This is a genomic window from Aminipila terrae (assembly GCF_010120715.1).
In the GTDB taxonomy this organism is placed as follows: domain Bacteria; phylum Bacillota; class Clostridia; order Peptostreptococcales; family Anaerovoracaceae; genus Aminipila; species Aminipila terrae.
The window spans coordinates 1,011,056-1,032,454 of record NZ_CP047591.1; the positions used below are offsets into that span (position 1 = coordinate 1,011,056).

The following is a 21,399-nucleotide window of genomic DNA, read 5'->3' on the forward strand; positions in this document are numbered from 1 at the left end:
TTTTATTTTCTAAACAGGGTAAGCCAACTCAAATTCAGCAAGCCATCTGTGATAACTTTCATCTGGAAGCCTTACATCATAAAAATAATCAATGATAGGTTTTACAATCTTTACGACCATCCCTTTGTTTATACCATGGTGTCCTGTATCATTTAATACTATTGCGGAATCTCCAGCTTTTAGTCTGTGATGCTTGGTATTTAATGAACGTAATTCAAAATCTGCAATCCACCGGTGAAGTTTTCCATCTGGTAATTCTACAGCATAAATGGTGCCAAAATGTGGTGATATAATTGTTACTTCAGTACCGCTTTTGATCTCTGGTGGATGATATACTAAAGAAACAGCTTTATCCCCTTTACGGAATTGAGGATTACGCTTAAATCTCAATACAAAATCTCCTTTCTATTATTACCTGCTTATATAAACTATGTTAAATATATGAATTAGTGTGCCAATTTTATAACTGATTTAAAATTACTAAATAGATACATACGAGTTAAAATCCTCTGATTTCCGTATTTAACTCTGTACTCTTCTAATATTTAAACACATTAAAAAACCGCTAATCGAGTCCCTCAGTTAGCGGTTTTTAATCTGGAAGCAGTAGCATTTAGCTGCTGCAGCCTCTTTCAATGGCAATTCTATATATTTCCCTTGCTTTATACAAATCTTCTATAAAAATGTATTCATCAGCCTGATGTTCCGTACACTCTCTCCCTGGAAATACAGGTCCAAATGCAACAATGTGATCCATTGCTTTAGCATAAGTCCCTCCTCCCATGGTCATAGGTTCTGTATGGTCTCCAGTCACATCCCGATATGCAGTTAGCAGGTTCTGTATAAATTCACTGTTCTTGTTCATATAAATGGGATTCTCCCCTCCAAGGATATCCGTTTCAACACCATAAGGAGATACTTTTACTGAAATTCTATTTACAATATCCTCTTTCGTATAAGTGACCGGATATCTTATATCTAAAATCAACCGGACCCACTTATCATCACTTCTAATCATTCCTGGATTTATTGTAATTTCTCCGCTCTGTTCATCCTTAACTTTACAGTCAAGTAATGAACCATCCCAGGTCTGACCGAAGTTTTCATTATAGAAATCTGCAAACTTTCCCCTTATTTCTTTCATGGCCAGCCCAATAGCATTGTTGCCCAGCCAGGGCATACTCCCATGGGCAGACTTACCGTTTTTTATTAAAGAAATTTCATTACCATCCTGATCAACAACGGTTACCTCGCAACGAGAGGCAACCATGTTAGGAACTTCTCCAGCTTCTACATATTTTATGTCAGATTCCTCTTTTTTCATTCTCATCTGAAGAATCAGTATACCTTTTTCAGCATAGATCAAAGGAAAATCTGCGTCTGGGGTAAAACCAAAGTCTGGTAGTTCTTCAGTTCTCTTGTAGTACTCCATATCCAGCCATTCTCCGGATTCCTCAGTACAGCCAAATATGAGTCGTATTCGTTTGTTCAAAGGTTTCTTGCTTTTAAGAATATCTCTCATGGCATAGATAACAGCAATTGCAGGGCCTTTGTCGTCACTGACACCACGGCCATAAACTTTGTCCTCTGTAATGGTTACATCAAAGGGATTATAGCTCCATCCATTACCGGCAGGAACAACATCAAGATGAATCAGGATTCCCATGATTTCATCTCCCTGTCCAATTTCTGCATATCCCATATAGTTGTCACATTGCTTTGTTTTAAATCCAAATTCTCTGCATAAAGTAAGACAATACTGGAGCGCATCAAAAGGTCCTTTGCCAAAAGGGTAATCTCCTTCACTTGGACCACTTATGCTTTTTATGGAAACAAGCTCTTTCAGGTTAAACAGCATGTCATCTTCTTTAATATAAGTTTTCATATCACAACCTTCTTTAATTAATATTTTTCATTAAATGGAACATAGTCAACATCAAAACCAAAGTGCCTTGGCCCAAAGCATTCGAGACCTTCTTTAGTGGTCCAGATTTCTGGTGAAGGAAGAGCTAAAATATTTATTTCCATTCCCTTTTGAAAGTTTGGACTAGTAACGGGAGTACCATCTGCCCCAATCATACAGATTAAATCCGGAGCTGTAACATCAATTTCATCATTTCTATATGCCATAATGTTCTCATTTTTAAACCAGATTCTATACTTTTCACCTTCATATATACCAGTCCCCATAAGGTGAATTTCTCCAATATTAAATCCTCCTATCTGTTCCCATGGTGTTTTCTCCACGTTGCCTTTAAAAAGAACCTTTCCGTCCATAGCGTCTGCAATAGCACTGGTAACGCCTTCTCCATCTTTCCCTTTGTCTCTTGCCATTCTCAATTCTTCACCAATTTTCATAGAGTAACTGATAGCATCAGGGATAATGGATTCCTTATAATCTTTTCCCTTCATAGGATGATCTGTAACACCTACCATTGCACCACTCACACAGGCAATGGATCTTGCAATTTCCTCTGCTCTGAAATCATCTACCACATCCTTTAATATTACAACATCCCCATATTCTGTTGCCACAGTCATTGGATTAATTGGTTTATTTTTTACAAAATAGCTTGAATGCTGAAGTTCGGGCACAGACCTTCCAGCAGGATCTCCATCCATCAGCGGAATGCCCAGCTGGCATGCTGTGTGTAATGCTTCTGCCGTATTGGCACCCCCAAGTTCTGTTGAGGAAACCGCAAAGAACTTTTCACCAAAATATTCTTCAAGACTTCTAAAGGCCAATATAGAAGCTGGGTAGTCAATATGAGGAAGTCTCTTGTATTTATCATCCTCCTCTGCATCCAGAGCTGCGGGAGCACCACAGCAATATGGAGTAGCTATGTATGCATCATCTGGCAATTCGTCAAGGCTGGCAAGATATAGTTCTTTTCCCTCTTTAAAGTCCTGCTCCATCATAGCAAGTCCATCTTCAAGATTTCCACCACCGCCGGTACCAAGCACTGCACATCCGTATAAAATATCAATTATATTCTGTTTTGTTAACTTTTTCATATTATGCCTCAACTTTCTTTTCTGTTTCTCTTGATAATGAAGGAGCGAACCGTTCTAAAACCAAATATACAATTAAACCAACTACGATTCCCAAATACTCAATCTTGCATAAATAAGCAATTACAGCTGCCAAAGCCCAGGAGATGATACCTATTTTATTAAATCCATCAACAGGATGCCAGTTCTCTGCTTTTCCTTTACCTACTATCCAGTAATCTGCCATCATAATTCCTCCGATTGGGCAGACAAGGAAAGACAGGAAGCTTAAGAAACTTTCCACATGATTAAGGATACCTAAGGCTCCAAGAATTGTTCCCACAAGTCCAGCTACAATAGTTACTTCTCTTCTCCTGTTATCTGGAATCTTAAATACCATTACCAGATCCAGTCCGGAGCTATATGCATTTGTTGAATTTGTCGTCCATGTTGCAAGAACCAATGCAGTCACTCCGGCTACAGGTATTCCCACATCTATTAAAACCATACTGATGTCGTAATTCCCTGCAATCTTTGTAAGCAGTACCCCTAAAACCAGCGTAATGACTCCCATGGGAAAGACTCCCCATACAACAGACTTAATGGTATCCTTCCTTGTTCTTTGAAACCTTGTAATATCTGCTGCAGTAATCGTTCCTACTGCATAGAAATTGAAAGATAACCCAACACCCCCTAGGAAACTCATAGTCTGAGTCACGTTGTTGTTCATCCCTTCCATTCCATAGTTCCGGATTGCCAGGACTGTCCCAATCGTCATGATTATCATCAAAAGGGGTATGGATATATAATCCAGTTTCTCCAGTGCATTCATGCCGTATACTGCAGTAAGTAACATAATAAGGCCCAGATAATGTTGGAAGCTACAACTGGTATCTCAATTCCCACATACTGGCTCATAAAATTAGTAAAAGCTTCACCGCACAACCCATTCTGAATTCCAAACCAGCCGGTAAGGTTAATTGCAAATAAAAGGCTTACAATATACCGCCCACCTTTATCACCAAAAGTAGATTTAGTAAGAGTGCATGATGGTATTCCAAGGTCACATCCCATCATGCCCAGTATGGACATGACAATAACTACTATTACGTAACCCAGGGTTCCCGAAACAATTGCCTGCCATACAGGCATGGCTTCTGCAAGTAGAGCGCCTTCAAGAAACGCTGGCACGCAGACACAAATCCCTGCCTGTACAAATGCCATCGAAATCCAACTTTTTCTTTCATTCTCTGGTATTGGAGTCAAAGCATTAACTTCTGCTTTGTTTTTTTCTTTATCCATTACAACCTCCTCCTTTTTTATTCCTGTGGCCAACAGTTATTATATTTGAAATTTTCTGTATTTTATCACTAACTAATCTATATGTCATTAATCGTTCTATTAAAAATACCTTTTAGTTTTTGTGCATATGCACAAAGGGTTGTTGATTAAGCCTTTCTGTTATGATAATATTTAGCAAAGATCTTCATAAGGAGAATATTATGAGTATAACAGTTAAAGACTGCCTGCAGCTGCCATCCCTGTCTCTTGGAAGTGTAATTGCAGGCCGTGATGGATTATTTAATATTGTAAATACCGTTTCAGTTGCGGAGTTTGAATGTTATGATGACTGTTTCAAAACTGCAAATGAGTTACTTATTACTGCCTTTTATTCCATACGTGATGATGTAGAAGCACAATGCAAGGCAATAGAAGAATATAAAAAAAGCGGTGAAGTAGGTCTGATTTTATTTTATTCGGGCATGATACTTAAGCATATCGACCAAAAACTGATTGATACTGCCAATCGACTTGATTTTCCTATTATCCTGCTCCCTGGTGAAAATATGGGGCTTCGGTATAGTGATGTCATAAGTGATATTATGGAGGCTGTTTTTATGGATCGGAAAAGCAGTAATTTCTTTGTGAATAACACCATGGAAAGAATCTCCCAGCTCCCCTCATCAGAGCGAAATATTGCCAATGTGCTCCGTTTCGCATCAGACTATGCCAAAGCTGCCTTCTTCTTATGTGACCAAAGCGAAAATATAATTGGCAGCGCTTACTGGCCCCTGACAAATGTCCTAAACTTTAAGATCGTTCAGTCTGCCTTTAAAACTCCTAGCCGTACTACGCAAAGTGATGAAACAGATTCTTACAGTTTTTTTAAAATGCAGTTTACGGACCATAAAGGAGCTGATCTTGCCCTATACGCTGCTACTATGCATGAAGTACTCACCACTTCCATAATGAATCAGGTTATAGAAATCATTCAGTTATTTGCTACTATCTGGAATTATAATTTAAACCTTTCTACAAAAGAATCCTTAATTCCCGCATTAATCGAGGGAGATTACGATCTAGCCGCCCACATTGCTGCTATCTTCAATATAACTTTATCAAGCTATAATGCCATGATGATTCTTGATATACAGCCCATTTACCAGCAAACAGATCTGACCATACAGGCGCTGTCCAGGATACGCTGCATTTTTAGTAACTATGAAAAGAATTTTATATCAGACTCATTTAGTAACCACATCATTATATTAGGAAGCTTTGCAAAAAATCGCCCACTGGACAACATTCTCCTGGAAGAATTAGATTGTGAATTTACGAAAGACAAATCCATCAAATGCTATAGCTTTTTCAATAATCTTGAACATATAAAAGATTTTCGCAGTTCATACGTGACATACGGTGACAGTATTAATCTTACCTGCAAAATCTACCCCTTAAAGAAATTTTATACAGACAGTGAAATAAATTTTGCAAACAAATGTATTTCCATTTTGAACGCAGGACATACGGAACGGGAAAAATATCTTAAAATAATCTATCCCATTATTGAAGATGGTGAGGCAGATCTTGTCCATACCCTGACAACTTATCTGCTTGATGCCAATTCAGAAACGAAAAAAACGGCGGAACTTTTATTTGTCCACCGTAATACCATACAATACAGATTATCAAAAATCCGCGATCTCATAAATATGGATTTTAATCAAATGCCCATGACTTTTGAGGTTTATCTGGCTGTTGCCCTATATCGGGTCCTAACCCAATAAGAATTTTTCTAATCCTCCGTTGTTATTTCTTCTGGTTCTACATGAATGTTTATGGAGGTATTTATAAGCTGATCTTCAATAGTTTTTTCTATTTCGTCACATATTCCATGGGCTTCTGCAACGGAGATTTCACCTTTAACGACTAAATGCAAATCTATATATTTATAGTGGCCAGATTTTCTTGTTCTTAAGCTGTGACACCCTGTAACATTACTAAAATTATCTATGATATCCTGTATTCGTTTTTCATCCTCATCGGGAAGGCAGGTGTCCAGCAATGGACCAAAGGCATCTGAACAAAGGGCCCATGCTTCTTTTATGATCAGAAGTGCTACAAGCATGGCTACAATAGGGTCCAGAATGGCAATACCTGTCAGCTTTATAAGCAGCAGACCTGCTGCAACACCTAATGAGGTATACACATCGGTTTTCAAATGAAGAGCATCGGCTTCAAGGGCAATGGAATCTTCCTGTTTGGCAACTTTATACAGAGCTCTGGAAACCAGCAGATTTGATACAGAAGCAATCCCCATAACAACAATACCAATAGATACTCCCGATATTTCAGAAGGGTTTAGTATTTTTTGAATAGATTCTTTAATAATTAAAAATGCTGCAATAAAAATCAGCAATCCCTCTATCACCCCAGATATGTTTTCAATTTTTCCATGACCGTAAGGATGCTGCTTATCTGCTGGCTTTGACGATACACTTACTGAGAATAATGCAATAACAGAAGCAATCAGATCCATTGAAGAATGAATGGCCTCTGAAATGATACTTACAGATCCGCTTAACAGGCCTGCTACTATTTTTAATATGATAAGCATGGTATTAGACAAAACCGATAAAAGTGCAACCTTCGATTTTCTATTCAACTTACTCATCCCTTAATACCTCTCTTTTTATATAAATAAAGACCTGCAGCACTATAATTATTATAGTCCCACAGGTCTTTTTTGTTCCTGCTGCCAATTTGATGGCCCAGCAATGTATTTATTGTGTCAAATTCATTGCCTGATTTTATCTTACATTCTAAATAAAATTTAATTTAATGTCAACTACTTTTTTGCTAAAACCCACTAATTTCAAAGTTTGCATAGCCTAACACCTTATGCATAAAACCATATTACCAATAATAATTCTTACTAATTAGTGGTCTTTATTGCATTCACAATGACCTTTGCAGCTTCTCCTCTGGTTGCACTATCTTTAGGATGGAATGAACCATCTGGGTAACCGGAAATTAATTTTGCGTTCTGTGCTGCACTGATATAATCCTTTGCCCAATCTGAAATCTCTTTCTGGTCGCCAAAGATTTCTTTTGCTGCTTGCGAATTAAGCTTTAAAGCCCTCATAATCATAGTTGCCATCTGCTCTCTTGTTACGAAGTCATCTGGACCGAACTGATTTGCAGTATAACCAGATACAATTCTGTATTTCTCAGCTGCTGCAATATAATCCTTTGCCCAGTGCTTCTGGGTATCAGCAAATACCTTGTCTGACGAAATATCTATCTTAAGCGCTTTTACTAATATAGTAACTAATTCTGCCCTTGTAATGTTCTTGTCAGGCTTAAAGGTGTGGTCAGGATAAGAAGACACTGCACCTAAATCAATTAGTTCTTTAACACTGCTTTCTGACCAATGATTCCTGGTATCGCTTGGCATTGTTTTACTTGCTGTATCTTTAGCAGAGTCTTTTGCTGGTTCCTTTGCAGGATCTTTTACAGGAGTATTTGGTGTTGTGGTATCTTTTGTTGTTGTGCCACCATTATGTTTCTTATGGCTGCCTCCTCCTGCTGAATTAGTCCCAACAATTTCCGTAAGTTCACCTGGCATACCATCATAAATTGCATTTGCCAGTAACCTGAACTGGTGAGAAGGATGCCCTTTGTTTGTAATATGACTTGCAAATAACGTAATTTTCCCCTTTTCTGCCTGATCCTGTATGATATACGCCTTACCTTTTACCTCATCGTGATTCGGCCACCAACCTGCAGTATAAAAACCTTCCTTATCACTTATGCTGGCTAACACTTTAGCTGTTGCAGGTACTTTTTCAATCCATGATGCAGAATTATTATATAAAACATCATTTTCATTATATCTGCCTGTAATTACACTGTCTGTATCAAGAACGGCCTTTAAAACGCCTTCATAAGAATCACCATTACTTCCTATCTCAAGTCCTGGTAGTAATCCACTGTCTGCCATTGCATATACACCATATCCACCTACACCGACATAGGAAGTACCCGCTTTAATTTTATTTTCCATGGCTTCCGTTAATTCTTTACCTGTTTCATCAGCAATGATATCTGCATTATCATAAGAATCAACTAAATTAAATGCTAATTCCTTCAGTACATAACCTAACTCATTTCCGCTCTCATATACCTTAGGCTCTTTAATTTTCTTTACTATTGCCTTTTCCTTAAGTGGCTCTAATTCCAGGAAGTATTTATTTCTAACACTTTGTAAATCATCCTTTAGAACGATAAAATCTCCCTTATTAAAGTCTTGACCTTTTGAATAGGTCATATAAACAGCCTTATTGTTTGCAAGTAAATCGTTTACAGCTTTTATAACGTCGTTATTGGTATTTTTAATAATAATCTGGTCTGCTCCAGAAGGAATGTCTGTTGCAGGAATAGTAACGTTTTCTACTGATTCTGTTTTACCTTTGAAAGCGTCGGCCACTCTGATTTCATATTTATCAAAACCCCTTAGTGCAGGGAAACACATGGTTACTTCTGCATACATGGCGGAGAAATCTGAGAAATCGGAGCCGTCATAAAGTACACAGTTTGCAAATCCACGTTTAGCCTGATGCATAGGAACGATATAGCTTCCTCTTGGGTAAGTTACATCCCCTATTTTTACATCAGTATTTGTCCTTTCCACTTTAACTCCATTCTTGATTAAATATTCTGCCATCTCATAAGCTGCCAGTCTGTTTTTCTGCAATTTACCATCTACCGGCAGTACATAATACTCTGGGAAGAAATTCTCATTACTTCCTCTGGCTCTGCCAATAGACTCTCCCTTTGCATTAACTAAATACTTATCCACTCCTTTGTCATCAATTCCTTTTATGCCTCTGTCATAAATCGTTAACTGATTTTCAAACATTTTTTGTTTATGGTCTAATGCATACTTTAAAGACCCAAATCCTGCGCATTTAAAAGTATCATTTGACTTCTGATTTAATTCGGGAATTTCTACAGTATGTCCAACAGCCCCGTGCATCTGACTCAATACTGCTGCATACATTGGAGCTCCATCATCCCAGCCTTGTCCATAATCAAACATAGGAATAATGTAATGGTTATACCCACCATCCATTCCAATTCCAGCTTTACCCATTGCATTGGCATGTTCGATTGCACTGTCCATTAATAAATCATATTCAAAATTCGGATCATGTGGCGGAGTGCATGGTTCAATTAAGAAGTCTTCCACGAATCCATGAAAGTCATTGAAAATCATCGGAGACCACTTTGCCATAGCCTGAAAAACAGTTGCTGTCTCTATCTGTGTCTGATAGGTAACATCCCTGTTGGGATCAAATCCTGAAACCATTGTTCTGTTATTATAAAATCTTCCATCTGGATTATTATTAAGACTGAACAACACGATATAATTATCCAGCAACTCATTAACATCCAAAGTTATGTCTTCTTTATCTCCAGTTCCAACATTACCATAATCATTGCCATCTTTATCTTTGCCTTTAACCGTACTGCTTACACTTTTAAAGGTTATTGTATCCTGCGTAGCAAGTTCTCTTAACATGTCAATCTGCGCATCCACACCGTTTGATTCATCAGAGTGAATATTATTAAACCAGATAACTGGTTTATATTTGCCGATTTCTCCTTTTTCGATGCTATTAATCAATTGATCCGGGTGTTCCATCATCATAGGCAGGGTACTTTTTTGATAGTTCTCTACATCCCCCTGACTCTTTGCAAATATTACAAAAGGGATGTCTCTTCCTTCTGCTGATTTACCAAGGGGAGCATATTCTATGTATCTTTCTTTGCCCGCATCCTTTGAAGCTGCAATTATCTGCTCAACTGCAGGTTTTATCTCGGGCTGCTGATGAAAAGAATCAAAAGCATTCATCTTTAACTTTGATTTTGCCTGAAGATTCTTTGACTTATCTACTACAGCAAGGTCATAATCCCCAAAAGCTGAGGGTATATTCTTCTTGGATAGGGTCTTGCAGATAAATTGTCGGTACCAAATGGCAGCCCGAATTTAATTTTAGCCACTACCTTGTCGCCATCAAGCTTCGGTTCTTCAGCAAAAGTAATGAATGGATCATTCGTTTCTTTCTTATCGCCTTCACCGTCCTTACCTTTACATTCAATAACCGTCCATTGATCAAAAGGTTTTCCACCAAATGTCCATGTTAGGTTTTTTAAGTCAGGAGTATAGCCTAAATCTACACTGACATCAATGGTTTTTTCCTGAGTCATTGATAACAGGTTTGTACTTACTGCCATTGCTGATTCTACTACTTCAGCAGGTGGATTAATTTCCTTTAACAAATTGTATAGCAATGTTGTATATGAGTATAATCTGTCTTCTACCCTGCCAGGGATTTTTTCATCCATAAAGGTGAGATTATCTCGCTCCGTATGCATGATTTCTCCAAACAGTTCAGTTTCATGTTCTCCTGTTGACCAGTTACCTTCTTTATCTTTTAAATCCCAATTTGTGCTTTCAAAATAGATCCAGGGAATTCCCAGCTTATCAAAGGGGTCATGATCACTCCAATCACCGGTTGTCCCTTTAGGATAATCTGAATTTAATCCTTCCTGGGTAATGACACCTAAATTTAGACTTTTTGATATATCCAGAGCTTGTTCACGAACCCAGCCTTTTTCACCTAAGTTTCCATAAACATACTTTTTGTCCCCAAAAATCACTGTATCCAAATTAATCATTGCTACTGTGTTTGATATTTCTTCTTTACTCATCTGGGAAGTATAGTAAGTTGATCCTTTTAAGCCCACTTCTTCTGCCCCAAAAGCAATGAATTTAATAGTATAATCTGTATCTATATCTTTCAGCATTTCTGCTGCTCCAAGCATTACAGAAACTCCCGATGCATTATCGCTGGCTCCTGTAGAAGCATTTACCGAGTCATAATGCGCCCCTACAATAACCTGCCTATCAGATTTCCCTGGCTTTACTGCAATAACATTGCTTGAATTTCCTTCAACACCTTTTCTTGTGTAATTAAATGATTGTACATTTGTTGTATAACCCAGACCTTCAAAAATACCCTTTATGTAATCTCTTGCAGTCTTCTCCTGATCTGTTGAAGCTACTCTGGCATTTTTTGACAACTCTGCCAAATGATGATACATTACAGAATCCTTTGAATTATCAAATTTAGGCGCCTCTGCTTCCGCTTTTAACAGTTGGTTTAACTTCTTTTGCTCTTCTCCACTTTTTTCTGTTGGGTCATTGCCTGTGTTAGCGGGATTTTCACTTACAGCACTTCCGCTGGTAACTGCTCCCTCGCTGGTAATTGCACTTTCACTGACAATTGCCGCCTCAGTGGTAATTGCTCCACCACTAGTTGTCCCCTCTTCACTTGTAACAACCTGTGGGGTAGTAACGACTGTATCCGTTGCATATGCTGCAGGAATACCAGCAGTTAAAACCATAGCAGTTACCAGAAATAATGCTATTTTTTTCTTAACATTCAAATTTCCTCCTTTGAAATTTATTTTATCCAGCTGATTACAGCTGATTAAAATCATGTTAGCTTACACAACACTATTGAAAAATGAATTTTCTACCTAATAAACCCTTCACTCCCCCAGTGAGGACCTTATCTAAACATCCTTTTCCCATTAATTTTCCATATCCCAAATTCCTTTTTCATTGCTATGACCATGCCCTTTTCCTGGTTTTTTAAATTTATAACACAGTCTACCAGAGCAATTTGTCTTTCCGCTTTTATTCTTACTTTACAAATCTCTGCCAGCACTCCAAGGTCTCTATAAAAATCAGGTAGGATTAAAAAGCGAGTAATGGGAACATATTTTTGGAACTCTGCATCTAAATAATTAAACATTTCAATTCTCTCCGAGTTATAATAGGCTCTAAAAAAGTCTTTTAATACGTTTTCTATTTCTTTTTCATCACAATTATCTGCATTTGTCTGATTATCCATATCAATCGTTACTTTCCTCTACTCTATAAATTGTTATTTTTTTATTTAATAAACCTATAATTATTTCTAGCAGGCGTATTTGGTAATATAATACTTTAATTATAATTATTAAAAATTATGTAATAATATTACACCACAACCTATAAAGCCACACAACAGAATACACACATTTGTGTTTCTCTGATTTTATGCAAATATACTTTTTTATACTAAACCGTTAAATTAATAAACCTTAAACGGTCAAAAATAAAAGCAGAAATACTGATATGATCAACATTTCTGCTCATTAATCTGCTATTTACTTATTGTTGCCGTACTTTTAGGTCTTAAAAGCATCTTGATGAATTGTTTATGCTGCAAAATATTAGGTATCTTTGTTACATTAAAATTCTTATATTTGTTCTATCAATTTAAACATTAATTTCTCGGCAAATTTGACCAGTAAATTTTATACTGGATTATTTTAACTTATTTATTTCGACTTAAATACTAGTCTTATGTATCAAATCTGTCAATTAACCCTTAGTATGATATGCAATTACAGTTTTTTATACTAAAAAAATTAATTTAAACGTCCTCTTAATGAACTAATTTGGCAAAATACTGTAATAAATTTGTTACCATAATAGAAAAAAGAGGTAGTTATAGAAGAATCCACACCTGTTGTGACTGATTATTCTATAATTGCCTCTTCATTTTTATTTATCCATAAATTATCAGGTTGAAGAAAAATAATAAAATTATAAATATTGTCCCCTGATTTGTCCCTTAAAATTCATTAAGATATAAAATCTGTCCCTTCACTTGAATTATTACTAATTTCATCATCGAATATTCCTCTGATAGGTTCCTGCATCTGTTATCTTCAATGGAATCAATGGTTTTTCTGCAGTTTGGAAACTATACGAAGTACCATCAGTTTTCATAATAATAGAACCGGATATAAAAGTTCCATATACGGTTGCTCCCACATTAAACATCCGCTTCAGAGCAGCCGCATGAGGATGGGTATAATTTACTCCCTTTCCTGCTGAAATTACTACATACTGGGGTTTTATAACATCTAATAAAACACTGCTATTGGCATTGTATGATCCGTGATGTGCCCCTTTGAAAACATCTACTTTTCCAACTTTCTGTGCAATTGCTGCTTCTTCCTCTGACTGACTGTCACCAGTAAACAGTGCGGACACATTATTATAGGTCAGCAATGCCACTACGCTGTTATTATTTTCTAAAGGCTGCCCTGATGCCATGGCTTTAATAATTTTTAGAGAGATGCCCTCTCCTAAGGGTATGATTTCGTCGGCACTTTTGCTGACTATACAGTCAGGCTCACTTTCTAAGGCCTTCTTATACGCATACCACTCTGGTGTGTCCACATAACTATCATTTTCAATCACTCTGTCTACCTGATAATCCTGAAATATTCTGGGGAGTCCCCCCACATGATCCTGATGACCGTGGGTAGCTATGAGTAAGTCTAGATTGCCATCCACATAGGGTCTGATGTAATCTGAAACCACTGCGCCACTGCTGGTTGTACCTCCATCAATGAGCACCTCATAAGTTCCATAGTCAATCAGAACCGAATCCCCATGTCCTACATCAATAAAATGAACGGACAGCTGCGTGTCACTGTTATCCGGGGAGATGATAATAACGGTCTCTGTTGCCTGATTCCAGCTTACCTCTGCTCCAAAGGCTTCGGCTACAGCCCTTATGGGCAGGTATACTCTGTTGTTTTGCAGTACGGCTTTTGTATCAATGAAATTCTCAAATTCATCCTTTTTTATATAGTTTTGGCCCACTGGGACCTCAACGGTCACACCATCTTTTTTAACAACGGCTGTATTCCTTGGCTCATCCCAGCTCACATCACATCCATAGGCTTCCATAGCTGCCCTTAGGGGTACCAGTGTCCTTTTGTTTTCATCTAAATAAGGATATCCTGTTTCCGGGCTAAATCCAATAAGTTTTCCGTTTATATCCATTTTTATGTAATGGTTATTTTGTCCTTCATCCGTAGCTGCACTGGCAGTTACCACTAAAGAAAGATTCAGCATTACTGCTAAAACGATTAATACTATTCTCACGTTCTTCATTTGTCATCCTCTAACATAAAAAACCTCTGAAATCAATACACAACGGTTTCTGATTTCAGAGATATTTCCCAATGTTTTTATTAATTAAGTATTTTGCTTAAGTCAGTATCCATCCCTACTGAAAATCGATTCAGATAATACAGGTTTCCTTTAAAATCTCCTGCTCCGTATGTAGTACCAAAGCCAAACAGAATCCCATTTTTCCTGAGAAGGTCCTTTCCCCATTCTTCATAGGCTCCATAAGGATAGGAATAGCAGATTACTTTATTTCCTACGTTCTCTTCAATAGTATCAATACTTTTAACTATATCCTCCTCTACACGCATATCGTACTGTGCACGGCATTCAATCAGCCCTCTTTGTATGCCATTGACCAAAAATCTCATATATTGGCCTTTTAAGTTCTGATTATGTAAATTGTATGAATGGCTTTGGATATCAAAAACACCACTATCATACATTTCTTTCATCTCAGCCCAATTTAATTTTTTAATTTCATTTTTTCTGGGATTTTCAACACTTCCAACAATGACAAATACAGTGGCCTTCATTCCTGTTTCCTTCAGTATTGGATAGGCTACAGTATATGCAGATTCGTATCCATCATCAAAAGTGATAATAACAGGTTTTTCCGGCATTTTCATCCTGCCTTCGGTGATAGCCTTTAAGTCCTGCGGAAGTAGTGGAGTATATTCATTTTCTTCCAGATATCTCATATCTTCTTGCAGCTTATCTTTTGTAATGGTAGCATCCATACGACCATTTAGTGGTTTTTCCTCCACAAAGTGATGGTACATTAAAATGGGAACATATAAGTGCTCTTCATCCGTAATTTTTGCTGGTTCACCTGCATAGCACACATTGCCCCAGGCTAAAACCAAAATTAAACTAAATATAATTGCAGCTATTTTTCTAGATTTCATACTAAGTCTCTTCCTATCCTTTAAATCTGTAGCCTACCCCCCAGACAGTCTCAATATATTGAAGGTTGTCCATGTCCAGTTCTATTTTCTCTCTTAATCTCCGGATGTGCACTGTTACTGTAGAAACATCTCCAATGGCATCCATGCCCCAAATTCTATCAAAAATATGCTCTTTTGAAAAGACCCTATTAGGATTTTCTGCTAAAAATAATAATAAATCATACTCCTTAGCAGGCATTATCTTTTCTTCCCCATTGACAAATACTCTACGGCTGTCTTTGTCGATTTCAAGTCCTCTTACTTTTAACGTTCTGTTTTGCCCGGCTTTACTGCCGCCACTTCCCGTCAGTCTGTCATATCTTGCAATGTGGCTTTTTACTCTGGCCATCAGCTCATTAGGGCTGAAAGGTTTAATCATATAATCATCGGCCCCCAGTCCAAGACCTCTTACCTTATCAATATCTTCTTTCTTTGCGGATAAGATTATCACCGGAGTATCTCTTTGTTCTCTGAACTTTGCACAAAGCTCAAAACCATCAATACCGGGAAGCATTATATCCAGAATAATCAACGCATATTCATTGTTTAATGCCATGGTAAGGCCCGTTTCACCATCTGAAGCTATATGGCACTCATACCCATTTATCTCAAGATAATCACGTTCAAGTTCTGCTATGCTCTTGTCATCTTCTATTACTAAAACTCTCATCTGTTCCTCCATTCTAAAATCAGTAGCTTCTTAAAGGCAAATAGATGAACACTTCCGTGCCCACATTTTCTTCACTTTTTATCCATATTTTTCCATGATGACTTTCAATAATCTGTTTGGATATTCCTAACCCTAATCCGTTTCCCTTTATATTGCTTCTTGCTGCATCCCCTCTGTAAAATCCATCAAATACTTTATTTATGTCTTTCTCTTTAATACCTTTTCCCGTATCACTTATGCAAATCAGTGCACCATTCCTTTCCTTTTCCATACTGATAGAAATAGTACCTTCTTCTTTATTATATTTTATGGCATTTGAAACCAGGTTATCAAATACTCTTTTTAGCTTGCTTTTATCTCCAACAACAGTCAGTTCTTCGGATAAAATACTGACTTTCATTTCCAGTCCCTGTTCCTGTACTTCTGTTTTATAATCTTCTCCAAGACTGTTCAATAATTCTGTAATGTTCACAAATTCAAATGCATACTGCATCTTTCCTAATTCCAGCTCTGAATACTCAGCCATGTTATCTACTAGCTTCTGTAATACAATAGCCTTACTATAAATGGTGTCTAAATATTTATCTAACTTTTCAGGAGAATTAGCCACACCATCTTTAATTCCCTCCAGATAACCTTTTATGGTAGTTATGGGGGTTCTCATATCATGAGAAAGATTTGCCATCAGCATATTTCTTTCTTCTTTACTTCGCAACTCTTTTTCTGCATTTGCCTTTAACTGTTTTCTTATTTCATCGAAGGAATTGCATAAGTCATTCAATTCCTGGTCTTTGCAGGCCATTACTTCAAAGTTGAGATTTCCTTCTTTAATGTTTTCTGCCGCCTGGCGTAATTCTTTTATAGCCTTAAGCATATCTCTTGACAGTTTTGCACTTAGGAACGTACAAGTCAATAAAACCATTCCCACGGCAAGTATTGCCCATAAAACAATATATCCCATAAAATAGTGTCCGTCCCCATGGCTTTCCGCCTTCATACTATTGATTCCAATCCAGATACGTTCAAAACCATAAGGCTCGCAGACTGAAAAAACAAATAACAACAGCAAGGTAACAAAAACTACCAATGCTGTTGAAATTATTGCCATTAATATAGTTGTTTTTATAAAACGACCTCTTAAAGATTTCATTCCTCTTTACACTTCTTTTCTTTCAAATAAGTAATAACCTATGCATCCAAAAATCAATCCATATCCCAAAAGTAATCCTATCTTGGAAAGCATGGAGACAAATGGAAGAGTCACTCCCAGCCATAAGTTGTGCCACTGTGCATATCCCGTAAACAAAAGGCCGCTTGCCTGTGGTACTATAATCCCTAAAATATATAAACCAATATATATTATAACGCATATTACAATAGAAAGCGATGGGCTATGCAAAAATTGATTCAACATGGCGGCAAATAAAACCAGAACAATCAGCGGGAAAATATCCAGAAAATACGCAAAAAAGCTCTCCAAAATACCTGTTGCCGATGCATTTCCAGCGCCACCAATAAATCTAATAATCGTAGTCAATACAAATAATACTGCTAAATAAATTACTGCCATGATAGTAATTCCTGTGACTTTTGAAGCAAACAATTTAAACCGGCTGACAGGCCTCATAAAAGATGCCCTTATGGTTCCATCCTGCATTTCAGAGGCAAACAAATCACAAGAAGCCATAAATATCATAAGAGGTATATATATCTGAATAAAAAATGACAGCATGTTCATGGGCATATTAGATAGCATTAAAGAGGTAGAAACAGCCCCTGCTGAGGCTTTACCAATCAGATAATTTACCCCTCCACATAAAATACAAATAATTATTTCTATGATTAGTAATACAAAAAATTTCTTTCTTGTAAAGATTTTCATTAACTCATTTTTTAAACTTGCAATAAATATTGTCACCGAACATTCCTCCTGTACATTTCATTAATCTCCATTCTTCCCATTCATTAAATCACTACGGAGCCTCTCTTATCCTTTACTTTAGATAAGAAATAATCTTCCAGAGTAGGATTTAACCGCAATGCTTCTTCCATTGTTTCAAAGGATAACAATTCACCATCATGAACAATAGCTACTTTATTGCAGGTTTTCTCAATTTCGGGTGCAAGGTGGCTGGCAATTAAAAAAGAGGTTCCCTTTTCTGCCGCCATCTTCTTTATAATCTCTCTTATTTCTACCGTCCCTTCAATATCCAGTCCATTGGTTGGCTCATCCAGTATGACCAGTTCCGGATCTGATAAAATAGCCAGAGCCAGCCCCAGTCTCTGTTTCATACCCAAGGAAAATTTTCCGCATTTTTCTTTCTGATACTGACTGATTCTGACAACCTCCATTACATGCTGTATTCTGGCATCGTCTACAGCTGGATAATATCTGGCCATCATCTTTAAATTATCTCTGGCTGATAGATTTTCAAAAATAGCCGGTCTTTCAATTAATCCCCCAACTTTTTTCAATGTTGTTTCTACATCCATTTCCACATCATTTCCAAATACGGTAACGCTGTTCTCACTTCCATGAGTCAGTCCCATAATGGTTTTCATAATCGTAGTTTTTCCTGATCCGTTTGGTCCCAGTAGTCCTACAACATCGCCTTTTTCAATTGAAAAACATATATTTTTAACTCCTCTTCCATTTTTATATAATTTAGTAAGCTGGTTAACCTCAAGTATTTTTTCCATATATATAAGTCCCCTTCTAAATTTTGCAAATTACAACAAGGCAATGGCAGGCCTGTAACCAGACCCGCCTGCCCATATAAATCAGTTTATTTTAATTTTCTTTGGTTTTCCCTGTTGTATCAAATGCTTCAACCTTTGTCTTTCCGTAATCTGTGATTTTGTAGTTTGCTTTCATGGTAATGGTATGCTTTTCACCCTTACTGTCAACACCCGCCATGGATGCTTCCATTTGATTTTCGATCAGTTTTCCTTCTTTATTAAGAGTAAAGTTACAGGAAGCACTATCAATATAAGGATCATTACCTAACAGCTTCATGATGTTACGGTCATTAATCACTTCTGTCTTTGCATTCTTTGCATATTGGTCATAAGTCTGATAGTATTCATAAGTTCCGTCTGCTTTTACATACACTACCCCTGATCCCTTTGCACTCAGAATATCATAATACTTCTTACTGAAATCCCCATTAATTTTTTCCATCTCTTTATTCCAGCTATTGTAAACATCCTGAGTCATTTCTTTACCTGTCTGCTGTTTATAGTACGCTGCCAGTGACTTTTGGTAGTTTTCATACAGAACATCATAAGAGCTTCCATTGTCGTTGTTGGCTGCAGTAAACATAAGTGATATTCCAGCGTTTACAACTTCAGGAATCTGGCTTCCTGACACATTAACAGAATAAGTTCTGTTGTCCCCATCCTTTGACTTAAGAACAAAGTTATTTTTTAAATCTCCAACCATAGTATCAGCAAACAGTTCTGCAAACCTTACACCCTTTTTAACTGTGGGATCACTCATATCTGGTCTGAAATCTTTATTAGCATCTGATACTGTATATGAATTAGTTTTCGGATAATAATAAAATGTCTTTCCATCTTTGGTAACTTGTATATTCTCGTATTTATTATCCCTGTTACTTAAATTGTCCTGACTTACTGTCTTGAAGTAATAGTCTTTGCCATCCAGATTAAAATCCCCTTTCATAGAGGCCATCTCTTTACCATCAACTAATACAGTCATCTCTCCATTTGCTGAAAAGTTATTCTGGTTAAATACCAGATCTTTAACTGCATCCTTATAATTTGTATACCCTCTTGCATCATCATAGTTGGCATATACAGCTGTGGTCAGCACGAACATCCCTACCAACAGGCATGTAGCTGTTACTACATGCTTTCGTCCCTTAAAATTAAATTTCTTCATCCCAATACCTCCTATTTGTTTTTATATTATAATCTCTAGTCCCAGTAGCAAGTGCATATCTATTTTCCCTGTCGCACTTAACTCCTTCTGACATTTTTTATTCTAAAGCATAGTTTTTAACATTATATATCTTATTTATTAACTGTTTATTAACAATTATAATTCATTTATTATGACTTTTGCTATATATTTTAATCACTATTTTATCCAAAAAATAAAAGTGAAAACCCCAAATCAGAGATTTCCACTATACTTGCAAAATTCAATTATTTCCTGATATACTTCCTTATATTTTTTATGGTGGTCTACGCAGATTTTCTTCACATCTTCATACTCTGGATAAAAATAAATATGTTCTTTATGCTGGCATACTTTTACAGTCACATCCCCATAAGGCATTTTCAAGTGCTTCAATTCTCGTTCGAGAACAGTTCTCTGAACTTTGTTTCTACGAATCCCTACAGTTGTTGTATGTGAAAAAATAATATCCTGCATCTGCTCAATCTGTTCCTCACTGCATAAAACCTGCAGCATATAAGCCGGTCTGTTTTTCTTCATATAAACAGGAGTATACCAGGCATCATTTGCACCAGCTTCCAGTAAACGTTCCAAAGTAAATCCCATGGCTTCTCCAGTGCAGTCATCAATGTTGGTTTCCAGTTTCCACAATTCATCCGGTTCTTCATTGGGTTCAGTGTTTTTACAATTTTCAATGGAGTCTTCAATTATCATGGCTCTGAGAATGTTTGCATTTTTTAAATCTTTCTTTCCTGCGCCAAGACCGATTCTCTTTATTAAATAATTTTCAGGAAGCTGTTTACCACTGTTTAACGCTGCTGCAATAGCTGCTCCTGTAGGAGTAACCATCTCTCCTTCATTATCTGTCAATTTTAATTTAAGAGCATACTTTTGAGCAATATTTACAGTTGCAGGTACTGGCACAGGAATGACTCCATGCTGGCATTTAACAAAACCCTGACCATCCCATAAAGTTGACAGGATTACCTGATCTATTCCCAGATTCTCAATGCACACTGCCACGCTAATGATGTCCACAATAGAATCAATGGCCCCCACTTCATGAAAATGCACTTCTTCAATTAAAATACCATGAGCTTTTGCTTCAGCCTCTGCTACAATATCAAACATTCTTTTGGATAATGCTTTTACTCTTTCACTTGCCTGCATGCTTTCTATTATATTATAGATATCCTTTATATTTCTGTGAACATGAGCGTGATGGTGATTTGAACTATGTTCATGTTCATGCTCTTTTACGTGTTCATGTAGCCCTTCGTGGGCTAAATGAACATCAAAATCGTATGCATCAATTCCACATTTCCTGGTTCTTCCAAAGTGCAGATGATATCCTTCCAAGTTTATACTTTGAAGAGTTTTTTCAAGTACTTTACAGTCTGCTCCCAGATCCAACAGCGCTCCTACTGTCATATCCCCGCTTATACCAGAATAACACTCCAGATATAATATTTCACTCATAACG

Annotated in this window: 18 protein-coding genes and 1 riboswitch; of the genes, 1 reads left to right on the forward strand and 17 read right to left on the reverse strand. The window is 37.0% G+C overall.

Annotated elements, in window-relative coordinates:
* Positions 1–9 precede the first annotated feature (9 nt).
* From Ami3637_RS04780 to Ami3637_RS17830, 5 genes are all read right to left on the reverse strand, one after another.
* Positions 10–390, reverse strand: coding sequence for a hypothetical protein (locus tag Ami3637_RS04780; RefSeq protein WP_162361563.1), 381 nt, complete (start codon positions 388–390; stop codon positions 10–12).
* 223 nt (positions 391–613) lie between these two features.
* Positions 614–1,885, reverse strand: a complete 1,272-nt coding sequence (locus tag Ami3637_RS04785) for a Sapep family Mn(2+)-dependent dipeptidase (protein ID WP_162361564.1) — start codon at positions 1,883–1,885, stop codon at positions 614–616.
* A gap of 17 nt (positions 1,886–1,902) precedes the next feature.
* Positions 1,903–3,015, reverse strand: a complete 1,113-nt coding sequence (locus Ami3637_RS04790) for a DUF917 domain-containing protein (RefSeq protein ID WP_162361565.1) — start codon at positions 3,013–3,015, stop codon at positions 1,903–1,905.
* A 1-nt stretch (position 3,016) separates the two neighbouring features.
* Positions 3,017–3,847, reverse strand: a complete 831-nt coding sequence (locus tag Ami3637_RS04795; protein WP_162361566.1) for a cytosine permease — start codon at positions 3,845–3,847, stop codon at positions 3,017–3,019.
* Entirely contained in the window at positions 3,820–4,293 is a 474-nt protein-coding gene (locus Ami3637_RS17830) for a cytosine permease (protein ID WP_162361567.1), read from the reverse strand. Before Ami3637_RS17830 ends, Ami3637_RS04795 begins: the two co-directional genes overlap by 28 nt.
* A 200-nt stretch (positions 4,294–4,493) precedes the next feature.
* Between Ami3637_RS17830 and Ami3637_RS04805 the strand changes: the two genes are divergently transcribed.
* Positions 4,494–6,059 (forward strand): PucR family transcriptional regulator, encoded by a 1,566-nt coding sequence (locus Ami3637_RS04805; protein WP_162361568.1) that lies wholly within the window; start codon positions 4,494–4,496, stop codon positions 6,057–6,059.
* Positions 6,060–6,067: 8 nt separating this feature from the next.
* On the opposite strand, the gene Ami3637_RS04810 is transcribed toward Ami3637_RS04805, so the two are convergent.
* From Ami3637_RS04810 to larC, 12 genes are all read right to left on the reverse strand, one after another.
* On the reverse strand, positions 6,068–6,946 hold the full coding sequence (locus Ami3637_RS04810; protein WP_162361569.1) for a cation diffusion facilitator family transporter: 879 nt from the start codon (positions 6,944–6,946) through the stop codon (positions 6,068–6,070).
* Positions 6,947–6,998: 52 nt separating this feature from the next.
* Positions 6,999–7,094, reverse strand: a riboswitch (NiCo riboswitch).
* Between the two features lie 113 nt (positions 7,095–7,207).
* Positions 7,208–10,189: an S-layer homology domain-containing protein gene (locus Ami3637_RS04815; protein WP_162361570.1), complete on the reverse strand. Its 2,982-nt coding sequence runs from the start codon at positions 10,187–10,189 to the stop codon at positions 7,208–7,210.
* A 41-nt stretch (positions 10,190–10,230) separates the two neighbouring features.
* Positions 10,231–11,787, reverse strand: a complete 1,557-nt coding sequence (locus Ami3637_RS04820; protein WP_162361571.1) for a M28 family peptidase — start codon at positions 11,785–11,787, stop codon at positions 10,231–10,233.
* Between the two features lie 125 nt (positions 11,788–11,912).
* Entirely contained in the window at positions 11,913–12,257 is a 345-nt protein-coding gene (locus tag Ami3637_RS04825; RefSeq protein ID WP_162361572.1) for a hypothetical protein, read from the reverse strand.
* An 824-nt stretch (positions 12,258–13,081) separates the two neighbouring features.
* Positions 13,082–14,362, reverse strand: coding sequence for a stalk domain-containing protein (locus Ami3637_RS04830; RefSeq protein ID WP_162361573.1), 1,281 nt, complete (start codon positions 14,360–14,362; stop codon positions 13,082–13,084).
* Positions 14,363–14,442: 80 nt separating this feature from the next.
* Entirely contained in the window at positions 14,443–15,285 is an 843-nt protein-coding gene (locus tag Ami3637_RS04835; protein ID WP_162361574.1) for a polysaccharide deacetylase family protein, read from the reverse strand.
* A gap of 13 nt (positions 15,286–15,298) precedes the next feature.
* On the reverse strand, positions 15,299–15,994 hold the full coding sequence (locus Ami3637_RS04840; RefSeq protein WP_162361575.1) for a response regulator transcription factor: 696 nt from the start codon (positions 15,992–15,994) through the stop codon (positions 15,299–15,301).
* Between the two features lie 19 nt (positions 15,995–16,013).
* Positions 16,014–17,144: a sensor histidine kinase gene (locus Ami3637_RS04845; RefSeq protein WP_162361576.1), complete on the reverse strand. Its 1,131-nt coding sequence runs from the start codon at positions 17,142–17,144 to the stop codon at positions 16,014–16,016.
* Between the two features lie 6 nt (positions 17,145–17,150).
* The gene (locus Ami3637_RS04850; RefSeq protein ID WP_162361577.1) at positions 17,151–17,912 is read right to left on the reverse strand and encodes an ABC transporter permease subunit; all 762 of its coding nucleotides are present in this window, start codon (positions 17,910–17,912) and stop codon (positions 17,151–17,153) included.
* A gap of 47 nt (positions 17,913–17,959) precedes the next feature.
* The gene (locus Ami3637_RS04855) at positions 17,960–18,694 is read right to left on the reverse strand and encodes an ABC transporter ATP-binding protein (protein ID WP_162361578.1); all 735 of its coding nucleotides are present in this window, start codon (positions 18,692–18,694) and stop codon (positions 17,960–17,962) included.
* A 91-nt stretch (positions 18,695–18,785) separates the two neighbouring features.
* Positions 18,786–19,898: a hypothetical protein gene (locus tag Ami3637_RS04860; RefSeq protein WP_162361579.1), complete on the reverse strand. Its 1,113-nt coding sequence runs from the start codon at positions 19,896–19,898 to the stop codon at positions 18,786–18,788.
* Positions 19,899–20,132: 234 nt separating this feature from the next.
* The gene (larC, locus tag Ami3637_RS04865; RefSeq protein WP_162361580.1) at positions 20,133–21,395 is read right to left on the reverse strand and encodes a nickel pincer cofactor biosynthesis protein LarC; all 1,263 of its coding nucleotides are present in this window, start codon (positions 21,393–21,395) and stop codon (positions 20,133–20,135) included.
* Positions 21,396–21,399 lie beyond the last annotated feature (4 nt).

What these genes read in the sequence shown, in the direction of transcription:
- Ami3637_RS04785 (WP_162361564.1), bottom strand. Translation starts at nt 1,885, where the DNA reads ATGAAAACTTATATTAAAGAAGATGACATGCTGTTTAACCTGAAAGAG.
- Ami3637_RS04790 (WP_162361565.1), bottom strand. Translation starts at nt 3,015, where the DNA reads ATGAAAAAGTTAACAAAACAGAATATAATTGATATTTTATACGGATGT.
- Ami3637_RS04795 (WP_162361566.1), bottom strand. Translation starts at nt 3,847, where the DNA reads ATGTTACTTACTGCAGTATACGGCATGAATGCACTGGAGAAACTGGAT.
- Ami3637_RS17830 (WP_162361567.1), bottom strand. Translation starts at nt 4,293, where the DNA reads ATGGATAAAGAAAAAAACAAAGCAGAAGTTAATGCTTTGACTCCAATA.
- Ami3637_RS04805 (WP_162361568.1), top strand. Translation starts at nt 4,494, where the DNA reads ATGAGTATAACAGTTAAAGACTGCCTGCAGCTGCCATCCCTGTCTCTT.
- Ami3637_RS04810 (WP_162361569.1), bottom strand. Translation starts at nt 6,946, where the DNA reads ATGAGTAAGTTGAATAGAAAATCGAAGGTTGCACTTTTATCGGTTTTG.
- Ami3637_RS04815 (WP_162361570.1), bottom strand. Translation starts at nt 10,189, where the DNA reads ATGAATGCTTTTGATTCTTTTCATCAGCAGCCCGAGATAAAACCTGCA.
- Ami3637_RS04825 (WP_162361572.1), bottom strand. Translation starts at nt 12,257, where the DNA reads ATGGATAATCAGACAAATGCAGATAATTGTGATGAAAAAGAAATAGAA.
- Ami3637_RS04830 (WP_162361573.1), bottom strand. Translation starts at nt 14,362, where the DNA reads ATGAAGAACGTGAGAATAGTATTAATCGTTTTAGCAGTAATGCTGAAT.
- Ami3637_RS04835 (WP_162361574.1), bottom strand. Translation starts at nt 15,285, where the DNA reads ATGAAATCTAGAAAAATAGCTGCAATTATATTTAGTTTAATTTTGGTT.
- Ami3637_RS04840 (WP_162361575.1), bottom strand. Translation starts at nt 15,994, where the DNA reads ATGAGAGTTTTAGTAATAGAAGATGACAAGAGCATAGCAGAACTTGAA.
- Ami3637_RS04845 (WP_162361576.1), bottom strand. Translation starts at nt 17,144, where the DNA reads ATGAAATCTTTAAGAGGTCGTTTTATAAAAACAACTATATTAATGGCA.
- Ami3637_RS04855 (WP_162361578.1), bottom strand. Translation starts at nt 18,694, where the DNA reads ATGGAAAAAATACTTGAGGTTAACCAGCTTACTAAATTATATAAAAAT.
- Ami3637_RS04860 (WP_162361579.1), bottom strand. Translation starts at nt 19,898, where the DNA reads ATGAAGAAATTTAATTTTAAGGGACGAAAGCATGTAGTAACAGCTACA.
- larC (WP_162361580.1), bottom strand. Translation starts at nt 21,395, where the DNA reads ATGAGTGAAATATTATATCTGGAGTGTTATTCTGGTATAAGCGGGGAT.